This is a genomic window from Novosphingobium sp., from assembly GCF_025351285.1.
Lineage (GTDB): Bacteria > Pseudomonadota > Alphaproteobacteria > Sphingomonadales > Sphingomonadaceae > Novosphingobium.
In genome coordinates this window covers 1-16,735 of the sequence record NZ_JANXWG010000005.1, presented here as the reverse complement: position 1 = coordinate 16,735, position 16,735 = coordinate 1, and the positions used below count along the sequence as shown (strand labels likewise).

The following is a 16,735-nucleotide window of genomic DNA, read 5'->3' as shown; positions in this document are numbered from 1 at the left end:
AGCCGCTGGATGCCGGTCTGCCCCAGTTGCTGACCGACTTGCCCCAGCGTACCGTTGCCGAGCAAGCCGCCAAGCACCGCCTGGCCCAGCGCGCCCAGCAGCACGTTGCGCTGGGTGATCTTTGCACGGGCGTCCGAATGGTGTGCGGCGACGTGGCCGGTTTCGTGGCCTAGCACGAAGGCCAGTTCGGCTTCGTTGTTCATCAGCGCCAGCAGCGCGCGGGTGACATAGACATAGCCGCCGGGGATCGCGAATGCGTTCTCCACCGGCGAGTTGAGCAGCTTGAACGAGAACGTCGCTTGCGCCTCGACGATGCCTGATTGCGCCGCCACCGTCCGCCCCACACGCTGCACCAGCGCGGCTTGCGAGCCGGCATAGGCCCCGCCGAAATCGGCAACGAGTTGCGGATCGGCCTTGGCGCCGCTTGCCCTGTCGGTCTCGCGGATCGACTGCGGGCCGGGCACGGCGATGCCCGGCACGTCCATGGGCACACCCCGCGCCTGCGCCAGCGCCGCACCCGGCGATGCCACGCCCGCCAGGCCCAGCAAAGCCGCAGCCAACGGCGCAATGTTTTCCGAAATCTTCGCCTTCATGCCAACCCCTCCCGATTTTTTCGTCGGCTGCATCGTGCCATTTGCCGACACACTTGGTCAAATCCGCGCTGCGGTGGAAAGTTCGGAAGGTTGACGCGGGCACCCGGAACAGGCCATCCGAGTCAAAGCCATTCCAGCCATCCTTACCGGAGATCCCCATGCAGCACCGCCGTCTCGGCACGTCCGCCATCGTCGTCTCGGATATCTGCATGGGCACGATGACCTTCGGCAGCCAGACCGAGGAGGCCGCCGCGCACCGCATTCTCGATCGCTGCTTCGATGCGGGGATCGACTTCTACGATACCGCCGAAGGCTATCCGGTGCCGCCCGATGCCAAGTGGGTCGGCCGTACCGAGGATATCGTCGGGCGCTGGCTCAAGACCAAGCCGCGCGATGCGGTGATCCTGGCGACCAAGGTCTCGGGCCCGAGCCACGTGTGGTTCAAGAGCCCCAAGCGTTCGGGGATGACCGCGCTCGATCGGCGGCATATCGTAACGGCGGTCGAGGAAAGCCTGACCCGGCTCGGCACTGACTATATCGACCTTTATCAGACGCACTGGCCCGATCACGATACGGCTTACGACGAAACGCTGGAGGTGCTCGACGAACTGGTGCGTGCGGGCAAGGTGCGGATCAACGGCTGTTCGAACGAGACCTCGTGGGGCCTGATGAAAAGCATCGCCACGGCCGAAAAGCTCGGCACCGCGCGCTATCAGACGATCCAGAACAATTTCAGCCTCAACAACCGGCGCTTCGAGGATGAACTCGCGCAAGTTTGCCGCAAGGAAGGCGTCAGCCTCATCCCCTTTTCGCCGATCGCGGGCGGGGTGCTTTCGGGCAAGTATGCTGGTGGCGCGCGGCCCGAAGGCGCGCGATTTTCGCGCTACCTGGCGATGGAAGGGCGGCAGGCGGCGATGGGGCGGCGCTTCGTCAACGATCGTTCGCTGGAAGCGACCGCGCGCTTTGCGGGCATTGCGGCCGAAGCGGGGATGAGCCCGGTGACGATGGCGGTGGCCTGGTCCAAGCAGCACGATTTCGTGGCCTCGACGATCGTGGGCGTATCGGCCGAGTCTCAGCTCGACGAGATCCTCGCCGCGGCCGATCTTGTTCTGCCGGCGGACGTGATGAAGGCGATCGACAAGGTTTCGCGCGAGATTCGCTATCCCATGGGTTGAGGCCGATGGGGTGAGGCCGATGGGGTGAGCCACCCACCGGCCTCAACTATCCCCAGCCGCGTGCTTGGCAGCGGGGCGTGCAAGGGCTAAGGCCCCCCGCAGCCCGCTGTTCCACCATTTTGCCGATCGAACCATGACCGCACCCCGCTACAAGCGAATCCTGCTCAAGCTTTCGGGCGAAGTGCTGATGGGCAACCAGCAGTACGGGATCGATCCCGAATTCGTCGCCGAACTGGCCAAAGAGGTGAAGGCCGCGCGCGACACCGGGCTGGAAATCTGCCTGGTCATCGGCGGGGGCAACATCTTCCGCGGGATGGCCGGCGCCGCCAAAGGCATGGACCGGGCGCAGGCCGACTACATGGGCATGCTGGCCACGGTGATGAACGCGCTGGCGATGCAGAACGCGCTGGAGCAGCTCGGCGTCAACACCCGCGTACAATCCGCCGTGCAGATGGACACGGTATGCGAACCCGTGATCCGCCGCCGCGCCGAACGGCACCTTGAAAAAGGCCGCATCGTGATCTTCGCGGCGGGCGTGGGCAGTCCGTATTTTACCACCGACAGCGGCGCTGCGCTGCGCGCCGCCGAAATGAAGTGCGATGCGCTGCTGAAGGGCACCAGCGTCGACGGGGTCTATGACAGCGATCCCAAGACCAATCCTGCGGCCAAGCGCTTCGACACGGTGGATTACGACACCGTTCTGGCGCAGAACCTCAAGGTGATGGACGCAAGTGCGGTGGCCTTGTGTCGTGACAACAATATCCCGATCGTGGTGTTCTCGATCCGCGAGCAGGGTAATCTCGCGCGGGTGCTTCGCGGCGAGGGCACGCAGACATTGGTGACTGGAGAGGCCTGATGGCAAAGTACGACAAGTCGGACCTATCCCGCCGCATGCAGGGCGCGGTCGATTCGCTGCGCAGCGATCTGGGCGGATTGCGCACCGGGCGGGCCAACACCGCGCTGCTCGATCCGATCATGGTCACCGTTTACGGCAGCAATATGCCGCTGAACCAGGTGGCGACCGTTTCGGCGCCCGAACCGCGGCTGCTGTCGGTGCAAGTGTGGGACAAGACCAACGTCGGCCCGGTGGAAAAGGCGATCCGTTCGGCCGGCCTGGGCCTCAATCCGATCAACGATGGCAACAATTTGCGGCTGCCGATCCCGGATTTGACCGAGGAACGCCGCAAGGAATTGGCCAAGCTTGCCAGCAAATATGCGGAAAACGCGCGGATCGCCATCCGCAACGTGCGTCGTGACGGCATGGAAAACCTCAAAGTCGATGAAAACAAGAAGGAAATCTCGGAAGACGAGCGCAAGCGCCACGAAACCGAGGTCCAGAAGCTCACCGACGAGATGATCAAGGCCGTCGACGAAGTGACCGCGCACAAGGAAAAGGAAATCATGGGCAAGTGACGCTCGCGGTGTCCGCCTTGGATGATGGTGGTGGTGCCACGCACGGCGCGCGTCATGTTGCCATCATCATGGACGGCAATGGCCGCTGGGCCAAGAAGCGCCACCTGCCGCGCGCATTCGGGCACAAGAAGGGCGTCGAAGCCGTGCGCGAAGTGGTCCGGGCGGCGCGGGGCATGGGGCTGGAGGCGATGACGCTCTATGCGTTCAGTTCCGAAAACTGGCGCCGGCCCGAGGACGAAATCAACGACCTGATGGGCCTGATGCGGACTTTCATCCGCAGCGACCTGGCCGAATTCGTGGCGAACGATGTGCGGTTGCACATCATCGGCGATTATCGGGTGCTCGCGCCAGACCTGGTGGCGATGATCGACGATGCGCTTGCCAAAACCGCGCACAACCGCGGCACCACGCTGGCGATCGCGCTCAATTACGGCGCGCAGCAAGAGATCGTCTTTGCCGCGCGCGCGGCGGCGGTGAAGGGCGATATTACCCTCGAGGCGATCGAGGCCGAGCTTTACACGGCCGACATGCCCCCGCTGGATCTGCTGATCCGCACCTCGGGCGAGGAACGGCTGTCGAACTTCCTGCTGTGGCAGGCGGCCTATGCGGAGCTGTGGTTCAGCGAAGTGCTGTGGCCCGATTTCACGCCGGCACACCTGGCGCAGGCGCTGGAGGCTTTTGCGGCAAGAGAGCGGCGTTATGGCGGGCGTTGAGGTGAGGGGCCGTCTTCTTTCCCCCCTCCCGCCTGCGGGAGGGGCCGGGGGTGGGCACTTCTTCTTGTCCGCCTGCCACAGCGTTTGCCGGCAAGTGCCCACCCCTAACCCCTCCCGCAAGCGGGCGGGGCACCTGTCGTGACAACCGCACCGCCCCCCAAGAAATCCGACCTCGGCGTGCGCACCGCGTCGGCGGTGGTGATGATCGCGGTGGCGGGCAGCGCGCTGTGGCTGGGTGGGTACTGGTGGACGGCGTTCGTGGCGGCGGTGGCGCTGGGGGTGCTGTGGGAGTGGTGGGGGCTTGTCCGCGGCTTGGCAAAATCGCCCCTTGCAAGGCTTGTCTGGTCGGTGGCCGGTGTGATCTACATTGGCTTGGCTGCAGCCACCTTGATCTTTCTTCGTTTCTTGCCGTTCGGACTGGCGCTGCTGATTGTCCTTGTTGGCGCGATCATCGCAACTGACGTAGGCGCATATTTTGCGGGCCGAACGATTGGTGGCCCGAAAATTGCACCGTCGATCAGCCCATCGAAGACATGGGCGGGCCTTGGCGGCGCGATATTGGCTGTGGCCCTCTGTTTGGTCATGAGCGCACTGCTGTGGACGCGCTTGCAAGAGCCAGACTATATGCAGGATACCTACTACCTTGTGGCCAGTCCCGGCGTTTGGTTGATATTGCCAGTTCTGATTGCGCTTATCGCCCAATCGGGCGACTTCTTCGAAAGCTGGATGAAGCGACGTGCCGGCGTAAAGGACAGCGGTAACCTGATCCCCGGTCATGGTGGACTCTTTGATCGGGTCGACGGATTGCTGGCGGTGGTCTTCTGCGTGGCACTGGTGTTCCTTGCTCCCTTGGCTATGTCCACACAGAACCATAAGCAGTCGCGCCCTAAGTTTGAGATGATCGATCAGTGACCCGCACCATCTCCATCCTCGGCGCAACCGGATCAGTCGGCGCATCGACGCTCGACCTGATCCGGCGCGATCGCGCGAACTGGCAGGTCGTCGCGCTCACCGCCAATTGCCAGGCCGAGGACCTCGCCAAGCTGGCGCGCGAATTCTCGGCGCAGATCGCCGTCGTCGGCGACGAAACCTGCTTGCCCGCACTTCGCGAAGCCCTCGCCGGATCGGGCATCGAGGCCGCTGGCGGCGCGCAAGCGCTCATCGAAGCCGCCGCGCGCCCCTGCGATCTCACCCTCGCAGCGATCGTCGGCTGCGCGGGCCTTGCCCCCACGATGGCGGCGATCGAACAGGGCCGCACCGTCGCGCTGGCCAACAAGGAATCACTGGTTTCGGCGGGCGACGTGCTGACCGCTGCCGTCGCGCGCACCGGCGCTACGCTGCTGCCGGTCGACAGCGAGCACAACGCCATCTTCCAGTGCCTCGCCGGTAACGATCTGGCGCACGTCCGCTGGATCACGCTCACCGCCAGCGGGGGGCCGTTCCGCGACTGGCCTCTCGACCAACTCGCGCACGCCACGCCCGCGCAGGCGGTCAAGCATCCCAACTGGTCGATGGGCGCCAAGATCAGCGTCGATTCGGCCACGATGATGAACAAGGGGCTCGAATTCATCGAGGCCTATCACTTGTTCCCGGTCGGCGTGGAACGCTTGCGGATCATCGTCCACTCGCAATCGATCGTGCACTCTATGGTCGAATACCGCGATGGCTCGACGCTGGCGCAACTCGGCCCCTCGGACATGCGCGTGCCGATTGCTTCCACGCTCGCCTGGCCCGCAAGGATGGACACGCCGTGCGCCCCGCTCGATCTGGCCGCGATCGGCGAACTGACCTTCCGCGCGCCCGATGAAACGCGCTTTCCCGCCACCCGCGTCGCGCGCGAGGCGGTGATCGCGCGCGGCGCGGCGCCGGCCGTGCTCAATGCGGCGAACGAAGTCGCGGTGGCGGCGTTCCTCGCTGGTCATATCGCGTTCACCCAGATCGTTGCATATGTCGAAGACGTGCTTGGAACATACAATCCTGCCGCGCCCACGACGCTTGAAGACGTGATTGCGATCGACCGCGAGGCGCGTATCCACGCACAGCAAGCCATGAAAGCCATCGCCTGATGCATTCTCCGGGTATCCTGCTGACGCTGGTCGGCTTTGCGCTGCTGCTCGGGCCGTTGATCTTCCTGCACGAGCTGGGTCATTACACCGTCGGGCGCTGGTGCGGGGTCAAGGCCGATGTGTTCTCGATCGGCTTCGGCAAGGAGCTGTTCGGCTGGACCGACAAACGCGGCACCCGTTGGAAGGTGTCGATGCTTCCGTTGGGCGGCTACGTTCAGTTTGCGGGCGATGCCGATGCGTCGAGCAAGCCCGATGCCGCGTGGCTGTCGCTGCCGGCTGAAGAACGCGAACGCACGCTCAATGCAAAGCCACTGTGGCAGCGCGCCGCGGTGGTGGCAGCGGGGCCGGTCACCAATTTCCTGTTCGCGATCCTGATCCTCGCAGGCTTCAGCCTGGCGTTTGGCAAGATCGTCGCGGCACCGGTGATCGGCACGGTCGAAGTCGGCTCGGTTGCGCAAACCGCGGGCCTGCGCGTGGGTGATCGCGTGGTCTCGATCCTGGGCGAAACGCCGTCGGACTGGGAAGCGATGCATATGGCGATCGCGCAGCACCCCGGCGAACCGCTCGACGTGGTGATCGAACGCGGCGGCCAGCGCCAGACATTGCAGGTCAAGGCGCGCGACAAGGTCACCAAGGACAAGTTCGGCAACGAAAGCCGCATCGGTTACCTCGGCATCGGCCCGGCAAGCATCGAACGCGTGGCCGTAGGCCCGGTAGAAGCGGTGGGGCTCGCCGTGGGTCAGACGTGGACCATCGTGAAGATGTCGGTGACCGGCATCGGCCAGATCGTGACCGGCAAGCGCGATACCAAGGAGCTGGGCGGACCGCTCAAGATCGCGAAATTTTCGGGCGAGCAGCTTTCGCTCGGCTGGTTGAACTTCGTGTGGTTTGTCGCGCTGATCTCGATTAACTTGGGGTTCATAAACCTCTTGCCAATCCCGGTGCTCGATGGCGGCCACCTCGCGCTCTATGCAATCGAGGCGGTGCGGCGCAAACCGGTGAGTGAGCGGGGCCAGGAATGGGCCTTCCGCACCGGGCTTGCGTTCGTTGTCGCGCTGATGCTGTTCGTGACGGTCAACGACATCGCGCAGTTTAAGATATTCGGCGGGTAACCGCCGCTGGTCAAAGTGTTCGGCGGCTAGCCGCGATGTCAGGACGGCGCCGGAACAATGGCGCATGGGTTGGGTCGAATTTTCCGCAGGTGGGGCAGAAAATTAAGGGGCGCGGCGTGGTTCCGGTCGGGTGATCGGACCAATGGCGCGCTTGATTGGTGTGGCCGCTTCGGGCAGAGGGCGGCGGAGTTTTATGCGGCCGGGAATCCGGCGTGCCGATCGGGCGCGCGGATTTCGGGTCAGAGACGGGAAACGCTGGGTAATGATCGCACGCAATTCAGGCCACGCCGTTGCTGGTGTCCTGCCCGGCGCAGCCGCGAAAGCGCCCGGCGCAGCAACGCGGCCGTTGCTGGCCGCGTTGATGGTGACGACGTGCCTGACCGGCCTGTCCGGTACCGCGATTGCCCAGAGTTCGGCCGTCAAAGCCGCCAAGGCGCCAGCAGCGCCTGCCGCCACCCCGGTTGCGGCGCCCGCTCCGGCGCCGGTTGTCGTGCCCGTGGCCGAACCGATCAAGGCAATCAACATCGCCGGCGCGCAGCGGCTCGAACCCGACACGATCCGGTCCTACATCACGCTGCGGGTGGGCGAGGCTTATACCCAGGCGTCGGCCGACCAGGCGCTCAAGGACCTGTTCGCCACCGAACTGTTCGCCGATGTGCAAGTGCGCAACGATGCCGGCACCGTTACGATCACGGTCAAGGAAAACCCGGTCATCAACCGCATCATCCTTGAAGGCAACAAGCGCATCAAGGAAGACAAGCTGCTGCCCGAAATCAAGCTTTCGGCGCGGCAGATCTTCACGCGATCGAAAGTGCGCGCAGACGTTGCGCGGATCATCGAGCAGTACAAGCGCCAGGGGCGGTTTGCGGCCACGGTCGAACCCAAGATGGTCAAGCTCGACCAGAACCGCGTGGATATCATCTTCGAAATCCACGAAGGGCCCAAGTCCAAGGTCCGCCAGATCAACCTGATCGGCAACAAGGTGTTCAAGGCCAGCGCGCTGCGTTCGCAGATGGTGACCAAGCAATCGCGGCTGTTCCGCGTGTTCTCATCGGGCACCAGCTACGATCCCGACAAGCTGGCTTATGATCAGCAGAAGCTGCGCCAGTTCTACCTGACTAACGGCTATGCCGATTTCCGCGTGGTTTCGGCCGTGGCCGAACTGACGCCGGACAAGAAAGACTTCATCATCACTTACGTGGTGGAAGAAGGCCCGCGCTACAAGTTCGGCAACGTGAAGGTCGAAAGCCAGTTGCGCGATTTCGATGGCGATGCGCTGGCCAAACGCCTGCCGATGAAGGCCGGCGATTGGTACAATGCCAAGGCGGTGGAAGACAACGTCGACCGGCTGACCGAAGCGGCGGGTACGCTGGGCTATGCGTTCGCCGACGTGCGGCCCGATTTCAACCGCAACAAGGAAAAGCTGACGATGGACGTGGACTTCCGCATTGCGGAAGCCCCACGCGTCTATGTCGAACGGATCGACGTCAACGGCAACACGCTGACACAGGACAAGGTCGTGCGCCGCGAATTCCGCCTGGCCGAAGGCGACGCGTTCAACACGCTTCAGGTCAAGCGAACCACCAACCGCATCAACTCGCTCGGTTTCTTCCAGGAAAAGTTCGAGGTCGAACAGAAGCAGGGCACCGCGCCCGATCGCATCATCCTGGAAGCCAACGTCGAGGAAAAGCCGACCGGGCAGCTCCAGCTTTCGGCGGGCTACTCCAGCCTTGAAAGCCTGATCTTCCAGGCTTCGATCGAACAGCGCAACTTCCGCGGGCGCGGCCAGACGGTTGGCCTGAGCGTGGACTATTCGCGTTACACCCGCAGCGTCCAGGCCAGCTTCACCGAACCGTACCTGTTCGACAAGAACGTCAGCTTCGGGATGGACGTCTATCGCCGCGATCTCAACAGCTTCAACTTCCTCAACAACACCCGCAACACCACATACAAGCAGACGACAACCGGCTTCCAGGCCCGCATCGGCCTGGCGCTGACCGAATTCACCTCGCTGATCGGTCGCTACACCTTCAACATCGACAACGTGACGCTCGACCAGGGCACCTATTTCACCGATCGCATCACGCCGGGCGTGCAGGCCTGCGATTCGCTGCTGGCCGGGCGCTATTTGTGTGACACGATCGGCCGGCGCACGAGCTCGATCATTGGCGCATCGCTGGTCTATGACACGCTCGACAACAGGCTCCACCCTTCGCGCGGTACGCAAGCCGTGCTGGGTGCCGATTTCGCCGGGCTGGGGGGATCGGTTCGTTACGCGCGCCTGACAGCGAGCGCGGCCAGGTACTTCCCGTTGCCCAAGAAGTTCATCTTCTCGCTGCGCGGCGAAGCGGGCGCGATCAAGGCGCTCAACAACCGCAACATCGCCGGCACCGACGATATCTACCTGACCGACCGGTTCCAGCTTGGCGAACCCAACTTCCGCGGCTTCGACATTCGCGGCGTGGGTCCGCGTGTGGTGCGCAAGCCGTTGCTTGCGCAGACCGATGCTGCTGGCAATACGTTCTACGATCCCAACATCGTCAGCACCGACAAGAACACCTGGACCGACGACGCGCTGGGCGGCCGATACTACTATCTCGGCCACGCCGAGCTGGAAATTCCGCTCGGTTCTGGTGCCAAGGAACTCGGCATTCGCCCCTCGATCTTCATGGACGTGGGCGCGGTGTGGGGCATCAAGGCGCCGATCACCAACACGCCGCCGGTCTACAATCCATTGTTCATTCCGTCGCGCGACACCGCTGGCAATGCGCTCTACACGCAGATCACCGCGGTCGATGCGAACTGCGCCGCCACCGCTGCTACCACGGTGACCAACGCGACAAATCCGTCGCCGCCGGCGTGTCTTGCCGGGACCACGGGCACCGCAGCAAACACTGCGCTCGGCAACAGCATCTCGCCGTTCCGCGAATTCTACTTCAACAGCACACCGCGGCCGCGCCTGTCGGTGGGTATCGGCTTCAACTGGAATTCGCCATTCGGGCCGTTCCGCATCGACTTTGCCAAGACCCTGCTCAAGCAGGCTGGCGATAACGTCAAATCCTTCAGCTTCAACGTGGGAACCCAGTTCTGATGAAAACCTTGATCAAATCCGCATTTGTCGCCGTCACGCTTGCCACCACCGCGCTTGCCGGTCCCGTCCTTGCGCAGACCGGCACCACGCCGCCGCTGGCAATTGCCCCCGGCCTGGGTGTGGCCAACCTCGACGCGGTCGTCGCCAATTCGAGCGCCTACAAGACCGCGCAGACTCAGCGCCTGACCACGTACAAGGCGCAGTTCGATGCTGCCGAAGCGCGCCGCAAGGCAATCGCCGCGCAGCTTCAGCCGATGGCCGACAAGTTCAACAAGGACCGCGCCGCGCCGAATGCCGATCAGAACGCGCTGCGCCAGCAAGCCGCGATCATCCAGCAGCTCCAGCAGTCGGGCCAGCAGGAACTGCAAGGGATTCTCCAGCCGGTCGCGCTGAGCGAGGCCTATGTGCAGGAGCAGATCAACGACAAGCTCGTCGTCGCGGTGCAGAACGCGATGGCCAAGCGCAAGATCAGCATCCTGGTCAACCCGACCGCGATCATTTCGGCCAACAACGCCTACAACCTCAACCAGTCGGTGCTCGACGAGCTCAACGTGCTGCTGCCTTCGGCGCAGATCGTGCCGCCGGCCGGCTGGGAACCGCGTGAACAGCGCGAACAGCGCGCCGCCGAAGCCGCGCAGGCCGGTGGTGCACCTGCTCCTGCCGCTGCGCCCGCGCCGGCCAAGAAGCCTACCGGCCGCTAAGGCGCGGGCTTGAGGCATCCTGGGGCATGAGCAAAGACGAAACCATCGAAGCAAGCGGCGCTGGGGCATCGTCCTCGGCGCCGTTGGCCTTCGACGTCACCCGCGTTATGGCGGCGCTGCCGCATCGATATCCGATGCTGCTGGTCGATCGCGTGATCGCGCTGGTGCCCAACGAAAGCATCCACGCGGTCAAGGCCGTGACGATGAACGAACAGTTCTTCCAGGGTCACTTCCCCGGCCGCCCGATCATGCCCGGCGTGCTCCAGATCGAAGCGCTGGCGCAAGCCGCGGGCGTGCTCGCGGTCGAATCGCTCGGGCTCGCGGGTTCGGGCAAGCTGGTCTATTTCATGGCGATCGAGGAAGCCAAGTTTCGCACGCCGGTGGAACCCGGCTGCCTGCTCGATCTCCACGTCAGCTTCACCCAGAAGCGCAGCCGCGTGTGCAAGTTCGCCGGCAAGGCGATGCTTGGCGAAAAGGTGGCGTGCGAAGTTTCGTTCACCGCGATGATCGCCGACGCGCCTTCTGCTTGATTTTCGGCGCGGCACCGCTTAAGCGCGCCCCTTCATTTCAGGCCCGGTCGGAACCGGTCCGCCCAGGAGACAAGCGCCATGAAGGCCGGAATTCACCCCGAATACCACATGATCAAGGTCCAGATGACCGACGGAACCGTGTTCGAAACCCGCTCCACCTGGGGCAAGGAAGGCGACACGATGGCGCTCGACATCGACCCGCTGTCGCACCCGGCCTGGACCGGTGGCACCCGCCAGCTCGATTCGGGCGGCCGCGTGGCACAGTTCAACAAGCGCTTCGGTGGGCTCACGCTCAAGAAGGGCTGAACTGCCGCAACAGATCTACAAAAGGGCGGCCGCTGTGCCGCCCTTTTTTGTTGGCCCGTCACCCCCAGGCGCGCTCGCGATACCACTTGGTGATCACGTACTTCACACCCTTCCGCACCGGCATCCCCTGATGCAGCGTGGCCGTGTTGACGCTGCCATCGGCCCGGCGGTTGTTCCACGCCAGCAGCTTGCCGGCTTCGGGACGCACGATCTTGTCAGCCGTCACGAATCGCGTGGCGCCGCCCGCGTCCACCGCGTTGAGGTAAAGCATCAGCGTCCATGTGCGCTGGCCCGATCTGGCGCAGAACCGCGCGAAATCTTCGCCGTCGGGTTCAAAATAGTCGGTGTGCGCCTTGAATTCCTGGCCAGGGGCATAGCGCTGGCCCTGGGGTGGTTCGCCGCATGCGGGATCGATCCCGGTCATCGCCGCAAGTCGCGCGTCCAGCGACGCGACCACCGGCTCGGACAGTGGCAAATCGCAGGTTTCGCTGGTGCGGAACAGCGGATCGCCATTGGCGTCGGCGATCGTCGACGGGCGGCGTCCGGCATCGATCAGTGCAATCAGCGCCTCGCAATCCGACGCGCTGACCACGTTGCGCATGATCAGCAGTTCGAGCGCGGGCGAGGGCACCCGTTGCGCGCGCGAAACCGCGCACAACCGCTGGGCAATCGACAAGGTGGGGGCCAGGAGACTCACGCCAGTCAGTTTAAGGCCGTGCGAGACACTTGAACAGTCGATTGGACAGCCGCTACCTGTGGTTTCGCGCGGTGCGCGGCGCCAGGGGGGTATGGGTTCGAGCGCCGGGCAGCAAATGGGAGGGCCGATCACCTTGCGCGAACGCGCGTTGGTCGATGCGGGAATCGAGCGACCGTGCGTGGCATTTCGCGGTTGGGGCGCTGAGTGAGCGTTTCACGCCTGCGCAATTAAATTACGTGGAGCGCGTGCCTTGCAGTTTTCGCTTGCCCTTCGCGCCACCTTTCTGCAACAGCGCGCAGCCTTGCCAATCGTTGCTTGACGATGGCACGGAGTGGTCCCAACAGCGCGCCCTTGTTGTCGCGTGAACGGGACCTGTGGCGATCGTAGCTCAGTTGGTTAGAGCGCCGGTTTGTGGTACCGGAGGTCGGGGGTTCGAACCCCCTCGATCGCCCCATTTCTCTCTCGTTGACGGCACCATATTTGCAGCGCCGATGCACCGGTGCTGCAACGCTGTTGCAGCCAACGAGGAACGCACTATGCCCGCCTTCTGGACCGAAGCCGATTTCGATGCCCACGAAGCCGTCGAGGTTGTCCATGATCGTGCGAGCGGGCTGACCGCGATCTTCGCGATCCATTCGACTCACCGTGGCCCGGCCGCCGGCGGAACGCGCTTCTGGCATTACCTTGATCCTGCGCTGGCGATGCGCGATGCGCTGCGGCTGTCGCGCGGCATGAGCTACAAGAACGCGATGTCCGGGTTGCCGGTGGGCGGCGGCAAGGCCGTGATCCTGGCCGATCCTGCGCGCACCAAGACCCCCGCGTTGATCGCTGCGTTTGGCGATGCGGTTCAGGCGCTGGGCGGGCGCTACATCACCGCCGAGGACGTGGGCATGACCGTGGCCGACATGGTCGCGATCGCAGAACGCACGAAGTATGTCTCGGGGCTTCCGGTAGCCGGGGGTGAAGCGGGCGGCGATCCCGGTCCGTTTACTGCGCATGGCATTTACCTTGGGCTCAAAGCCGCGGTGGCGCACAAGCTGGGGCGTGACCTTCAGGGGGTTCATATCGCTGTTCAGGGCACCGGCAGCGTTGGTGGCGGTCTGGCGCGGTTGCTTGCCGCCGATGGCGCGAAGCTGACTCTGGCCGATGTCGATTCGGCACGCGCCGCCGCGCTCGCCGCCGAACTCGGCGCCGAAACGGTGACTGCCGATGCGGTCATGGACGTGGCGTGCGATGTGTTCAGCCCCAACGCATTGGGTGCGATCCTCGACGATGCCGGTATTGCCCGGCTCAACGCGCCGATCGTGGCGGGCGGCGCCAACAACCAGCTTGCGCGCGAAGGCCACGGCCCGGTGCTGGCCGCACGCGGCATTCTCTATGCGCCGGACTACGTGATAAACGCCGGCGGGATCATCAATGTCACGCTCGAATATCTCGCGCGCGAACAGGACGGCAGCGGAAACCGCGCGGCTGTCGACGCCGCGATCGCAGAGATTCCGGGGCGGCTGAGCGCGATCTGGCGCGAAAGCGAAGCCACCGGCCAAAGCCCGGACGCTGTGGCCGACCGCATGGCGCAAGCCCTGATAGGCAGGTAATACGCGAATCCCTTGCTCAGCGCCCTTCACGGTGGCAGGAGAGCTTCGGCTGCGGCTTCTCCGCTGACCCGAGGGATCAAGCACCGCTTCAGCGTTCATGCACGGTTTCGCCAATCCAGCCCGGTTCCTGCGCCTTGCCCGCTGGCTGATGCCCGCGCTGTTGGGGCTTGGCTTGCTGTCGAGCATCGGCGCGCTGCTGTTCGGGCTGATCGTGGTGCCGCCCGATCGGCTGATGGGTGAAACGGTGCGCATCCTGTTCATCCACGTGCCATGCGTGTGGATCGGCATGGCCGGGTGGACCACGCTGGCGATTTGCAGCCTGATGGAACTGGTGTGGCGACATCCACTGGCGGCCATCGCCGGACGCGCGGCGGCGGTGCCGGGCGCGGCGTTCACCGCGATGGGGCTGGCGACAGGGTCGATCTGGGGCCGGCCTACCTGGGGCACCTGGTGGGTGTGGGATGGCCGGCTGACCAGCTTCCTGATCCTGCTGTTTCTTTATTTCGGCTATATCGCGCTGGCCCATGCCGCGCAGCGCGATGCCGCCGCCGGAGAGGGCGGCAACCGCATCGTGGCCATTTTCGGGTTGGTCGGCGCGATCAACATTCCGATCATCAACCGTTCGGTGGTGTGGTGGAACAGCCTGCACCAGCCAGCGTCGATCACGATGGGCAAATCCGCGATCGACGGCACGTTCCTGTGGCCGCTGCTGATCGCGGCGATCGGGTTCTCGCTGATCTATGGCGCCTTGGTGATGGCACGGATGCGCACGTTGCTGGCCCAGATCCAGACCGAGGCGCGTCTGCGTCGCAAGGCTATGGCATGAAGGTCGGGGCGTAAGAATCCAATGCGCGAACACCTTTCACAATGGGATTTCGTGACCGCTGCATACGCGGTAGTCGGCTTCGGCATGGTCGCGCTGATTGGCTGGACGCTTTATGCAATGCGCCGCGCAGAACAACGCCGTGACGAGGTGAAACGCCGATGACTGCCCTGAAATGACCACCGGGATCGGTCCCAAGCTCGCGCGCCCCGTCGCCGCCAAGCACCAGCGGCTGGTGCTGGTGGTAATCGCGCTGGTTGTGCTCGTGGGCGCGGGGTTGCTTGCTTCGTATGCGCTGCGCAGCCAGGCCAGCTATTTCTACCTCCCCGCCGATATTGCCGCCAAGCCGCCCGAACAGGGCCGCGCGGTGCGGCTGGGCGGAATGGTGGAAAAAGGCTCGATTTCCCACGAGGCCGATGGCGTGACCGTCCATTTCGTGGTCGGCGATGGCAAGGCGAAAGTGCCGGTCAAATTCAAGGGAATCACGCCGGACCTGTTCGTCGAAAATTCGGGCGTGGTTGCCGAAGGCCGGATGGAAGGCGCGACTTTCGTGGCCGACAACCTGCTGGCCAAGCACGACGAGAAATATGTGCCGCGTGAAATGCAGCAGATGACCAAGGATCAGGCCAAGCAACTGGTCGCGGAAACGAAGTAGGACCAGGCCGGCAGCATGGGGCAACACCTTGAGATTTTTGCGCAATGATAGCTGAACGTCATGATAGCTGAGCTGGGCCTTGCAGTGTTGTGGCTGGCGGCGGCGCTGTCGGTGTTGCAACTGATCGCGGGCAGCCTGGCGTTGCGCAGCGATATCACGCTGTCGCCCGGTGGGCGCGGCACGGCGCTGGCGGGCATCGTCCGTCCGCTCGCGGTGGCGCAAGGCGGGTTGGTCGCGATCGCGTTCGTGTGCCTGATCACGGTGTTCCTGACGACCGACTTGTCAGTCAAGCTGGTGGTCGAAAACAGCCACTCGATGAAGCCGTGGATCTTCAAGCTGGCCGGCGCCTGGGGCAACCACGAAGGCTCGATGCTGATGTGGGTGACGATCATGGGGCTGGGCGGCGGTTGCGTTGCGTTGGTCGAACGGCGGCTGCCCGAAAACACGCTGATTGCCACGCTGGCGGGGCAAGCCTTTGTTTCGATTGGCTTTTATGCGTTTCTGCTGTTCGCCTCGAACCCGTTCACCCGGCTGCCCGAAGCGGCGGCCGAAGGGCAGGGGCTCAACCCGCTGCTGCAGGACGTGGGGCTCGCGTTCCACCCGCCCACGCTTTACGTCGGCTACGTCGGGCTTTCGATCGCATTCAGCTTTGCGATCGGCGCGCTGGTCACGCGCGATGTCGGCCCGGCGTTCGCGCGCGCGATGCGGCCGTGGGTCATGGGTGCGTGGATTTTCCTGACGCTGGGCATCACTGCCGGATCGTACTGGGCCTATTACACGCTCGGCTGGGGCGGCTGGTGGTTCTGGGACCCGGTCGAGAATGCGTCACTGATGCCGTGGCTGGCGGCGACCGCGCTGCTCCATTCGTGCTCGGTGCTGGCGGCGCGCAATGCCTTGCGCGCGTGGACGGTCATGCTGGGCGTGATCGCGTTCTCGATGTCGATGATCGGCACGTTCCTCGTGCGCTCGGGCATCCTGACGTCTGTCCATGCCTTCGCGGTCGACCCCACGCGCGGGAGTTTCATCCTGGCGCTGCTGGCGATCTACATCGGTGGCGCGCTGGCACTGTTCGGCTTGCGCGCCTCGACCGTGACCGAGGGCGAACGCTTTGCGCCGGTTAGCCGCGAAGGCGCGCTGGTGTTCAACAATGTGATGCTGACGGCCACGCTGGGCATCGTGCTGATCGGCACGCTCTACCCGCTGCTGACCGAGGCGATGGGCACCAAGGTTTCGGTCGGCCCGCCGTACTTCAACCCGGTTTCGGC

General features: G+C 64.3%; 17 protein-coding genes and 1 tRNA gene. 16 read left to right on the top strand and 2 right to left on the bottom strand.

Features of this window, described 5'->3' with window-relative positions; genetic code table 11:
* On the bottom strand, positions 1 to 485 hold a 485-nt coding region (locus tag Q0R16_RS00535; RefSeq protein WP_295630728.1), incomplete at its 3' end, for a M48 family metallopeptidase.
* A gap of 266 nt (positions 486 to 751) precedes the next feature.
* On the opposite strand from Q0R16_RS00535, the gene Q0R16_RS00530 reads away from it, so the two are divergent.
* From Q0R16_RS00530 to rpmE, 11 genes are all read left to right on the top strand, one after another.
* On the top strand, positions 752 to 1,768 hold the full coding sequence (locus tag Q0R16_RS00530; RefSeq protein ID WP_295630719.1) for an aldo/keto reductase: 1,017 nt from the start codon (positions 752 to 754) through the stop codon (positions 1,766 to 1,768).
* 133 nt (positions 1,769 to 1,901) lie between these two features.
* Entirely contained in the window at positions 1,902 to 2,624 is a 723-nt protein-coding gene (gene pyrH / locus Q0R16_RS00525; RefSeq protein ID WP_295630718.1) for a UMP kinase, read from the top strand.
* A complete protein-coding gene (gene frr, locus Q0R16_RS00520; protein ID WP_295630716.1) occupies positions 2,624 to 3,181 on the top strand; it encodes a ribosome recycling factor in 558 nt (185 codons plus the stop codon). The genes pyrH and frr overlap by 1 nt, the downstream gene beginning before the upstream one ends.
* Positions 3,178 to 3,894 carry a polyprenyl diphosphate synthase gene (uppS, locus tag Q0R16_RS00515; protein WP_295630714.1) on the top strand — a complete coding sequence of 239 codons (717 nt, stop codon included), beginning with the start codon at positions 3,178 to 3,180 and terminating at the stop codon, positions 3,892 to 3,894. The genes frr and uppS overlap by 4 nt, the downstream gene beginning before the upstream one ends.
* Before the next feature lie 138 nt (positions 3,895 to 4,032).
* Positions 4,033 to 4,806: a phosphatidate cytidylyltransferase gene (locus tag Q0R16_RS00510; protein WP_295630713.1), complete on the top strand. Its 774-nt coding sequence runs from the start codon at positions 4,033 to 4,035 to the stop codon at positions 4,804 to 4,806.
* A complete protein-coding gene (gene dxr, locus Q0R16_RS00505) occupies positions 4,803 to 5,960 on the top strand; it encodes a 1-deoxy-D-xylulose-5-phosphate reductoisomerase (RefSeq protein ID WP_295630711.1) in 1,158 nt (385 codons plus the stop codon). The genes Q0R16_RS00510 and dxr overlap by 4 nt, the downstream gene beginning before the upstream one ends.
* Entirely contained in the window at positions 5,957 to 7,072 is a 1,116-nt protein-coding gene (rseP, locus tag Q0R16_RS00500; protein WP_295630725.1) for an RIP metalloprotease RseP, read from the top strand. Before dxr ends, rseP begins: the two co-directional genes overlap by 4 nt.
* A gap of 361 nt (positions 7,073 to 7,433) precedes the next feature.
* Positions 7,434 to 10,163, top strand: coding sequence for an outer membrane protein assembly factor BamA (gene bamA / locus Q0R16_RS00495; protein WP_295630723.1), 2,730 nt, complete (start codon positions 7,434 to 7,436; stop codon positions 10,161 to 10,163).
* Positions 10,163 to 10,864, top strand: a complete 702-nt coding sequence (locus Q0R16_RS00490) for an OmpH family outer membrane protein (RefSeq protein ID WP_295630709.1) — start codon at positions 10,163 to 10,165, stop codon at positions 10,862 to 10,864. Before bamA ends, Q0R16_RS00490 begins: the two co-directional genes overlap by 1 nt.
* 26 nt (positions 10,865 to 10,890) lie before the next feature.
* Positions 10,891 to 11,394, top strand: a complete 504-nt coding sequence (gene fabZ / locus Q0R16_RS00485) for a 3-hydroxyacyl-ACP dehydratase FabZ (RefSeq protein ID WP_295630707.1) — start codon at positions 10,891 to 10,893, stop codon at positions 11,392 to 11,394.
* 78 nt (positions 11,395 to 11,472) lie between these two features.
* Positions 11,473 to 11,700 (top strand): 50S ribosomal protein L31, encoded by a 228-nt coding sequence (gene rpmE, locus Q0R16_RS00480; RefSeq protein ID WP_295630705.1) that lies wholly within the window; start codon positions 11,473 to 11,475, stop codon positions 11,698 to 11,700.
* A 58-nt stretch (positions 11,701 to 11,758) separates the two neighbouring features.
* Here the strand turns inward: rpmE and Q0R16_RS00475 are convergent, their stop codons facing one another.
* Complete coding sequence (locus tag Q0R16_RS00475; RefSeq protein ID WP_295630721.1) at positions 11,759 to 12,388, bottom strand: 2OG-Fe(II) oxygenase; 630 nt, start codon at positions 12,386 to 12,388, stop codon at positions 11,759 to 11,761.
* A 386-nt stretch (positions 12,389 to 12,774) separates the two neighbouring features.
* On the opposite strand from Q0R16_RS00475, the gene Q0R16_RS00470 reads away from it, so the two are divergent.
* The 5 genes from Q0R16_RS00470 to ccsA all read left to right on the top strand — a co-directional run.
* A tRNA-His gene (locus Q0R16_RS00470) sits at positions 12,775 to 12,851 on the top strand.
* A gap of 82 nt (positions 12,852 to 12,933) precedes the next feature.
* Complete coding sequence (locus Q0R16_RS00465; protein ID WP_295630703.1) at positions 12,934 to 13,992, top strand: Glu/Leu/Phe/Val dehydrogenase dimerization domain-containing protein; 1,059 nt, start codon at positions 12,934 to 12,936, stop codon at positions 13,990 to 13,992.
* Between the two features lie 97 nt (positions 13,993 to 14,089).
* A complete protein-coding gene (ccmC, locus tag Q0R16_RS00460; RefSeq protein WP_295630701.1) occupies positions 14,090 to 14,818 on the top strand; it encodes a heme ABC transporter permease CcmC in 729 nt (242 codons plus the stop codon).
* A 172-nt stretch (positions 14,819 to 14,990) separates the two neighbouring features.
* Complete coding sequence (gene ccmE, locus Q0R16_RS00455; RefSeq protein ID WP_295630699.1) at positions 14,991 to 15,470, top strand: cytochrome c maturation protein CcmE; 480 nt, start codon at positions 14,991 to 14,993, stop codon at positions 15,468 to 15,470.
* Positions 15,471 to 15,530: 60 nt separating this feature from the next.
* On the top strand, positions 15,531 to 16,735 hold a 1,205-nt coding region (gene ccsA, locus Q0R16_RS00450; RefSeq protein WP_295630697.1), incomplete at its 3' end, for a cytochrome c biogenesis protein CcsA.

Coding starts and splice junctions, on each gene's coding strand:
- Q0R16_RS00530 (WP_295630719.1), top strand. CDS start 752: ATGCAGCACCGCCGTCTCGGCACGTCCGCCATCGTCGTCTCGGATATC.
- pyrH (WP_295630718.1), top strand. CDS start 1,902: ATGACCGCACCCCGCTACAAGCGAATCCTGCTCAAGCTTTCGGGCGAA.
- frr (WP_295630716.1), top strand. CDS start 2,624: ATGGCAAAGTACGACAAGTCGGACCTATCCCGCCGCATGCAGGGCGCG.
- bamA (WP_295630723.1), top strand. CDS start 7,434: ATGGTGACGACGTGCCTGACCGGCCTGTCCGGTACCGCGATTGCCCAG.
- Q0R16_RS00490 (WP_295630709.1), top strand. CDS start 10,163: ATGAAAACCTTGATCAAATCCGCATTTGTCGCCGTCACGCTTGCCACC.
- fabZ (WP_295630707.1), top strand. CDS start 10,891: ATGAGCAAAGACGAAACCATCGAAGCAAGCGGCGCTGGGGCATCGTCC.
- rpmE (WP_295630705.1), top strand. CDS start 11,473: ATGAAGGCCGGAATTCACCCCGAATACCACATGATCAAGGTCCAGATG.
- Q0R16_RS00465 (WP_295630703.1), top strand. CDS start 12,934: ATGCCCGCCTTCTGGACCGAAGCCGATTTCGATGCCCACGAAGCCGTC.
- ccmC (WP_295630701.1), top strand. CDS start 14,090: ATGCACGGTTTCGCCAATCCAGCCCGGTTCCTGCGCCTTGCCCGCTGG.
- ccmE (WP_295630699.1), top strand. CDS start 14,991: ATGACCACCGGGATCGGTCCCAAGCTCGCGCGCCCCGTCGCCGCCAAG.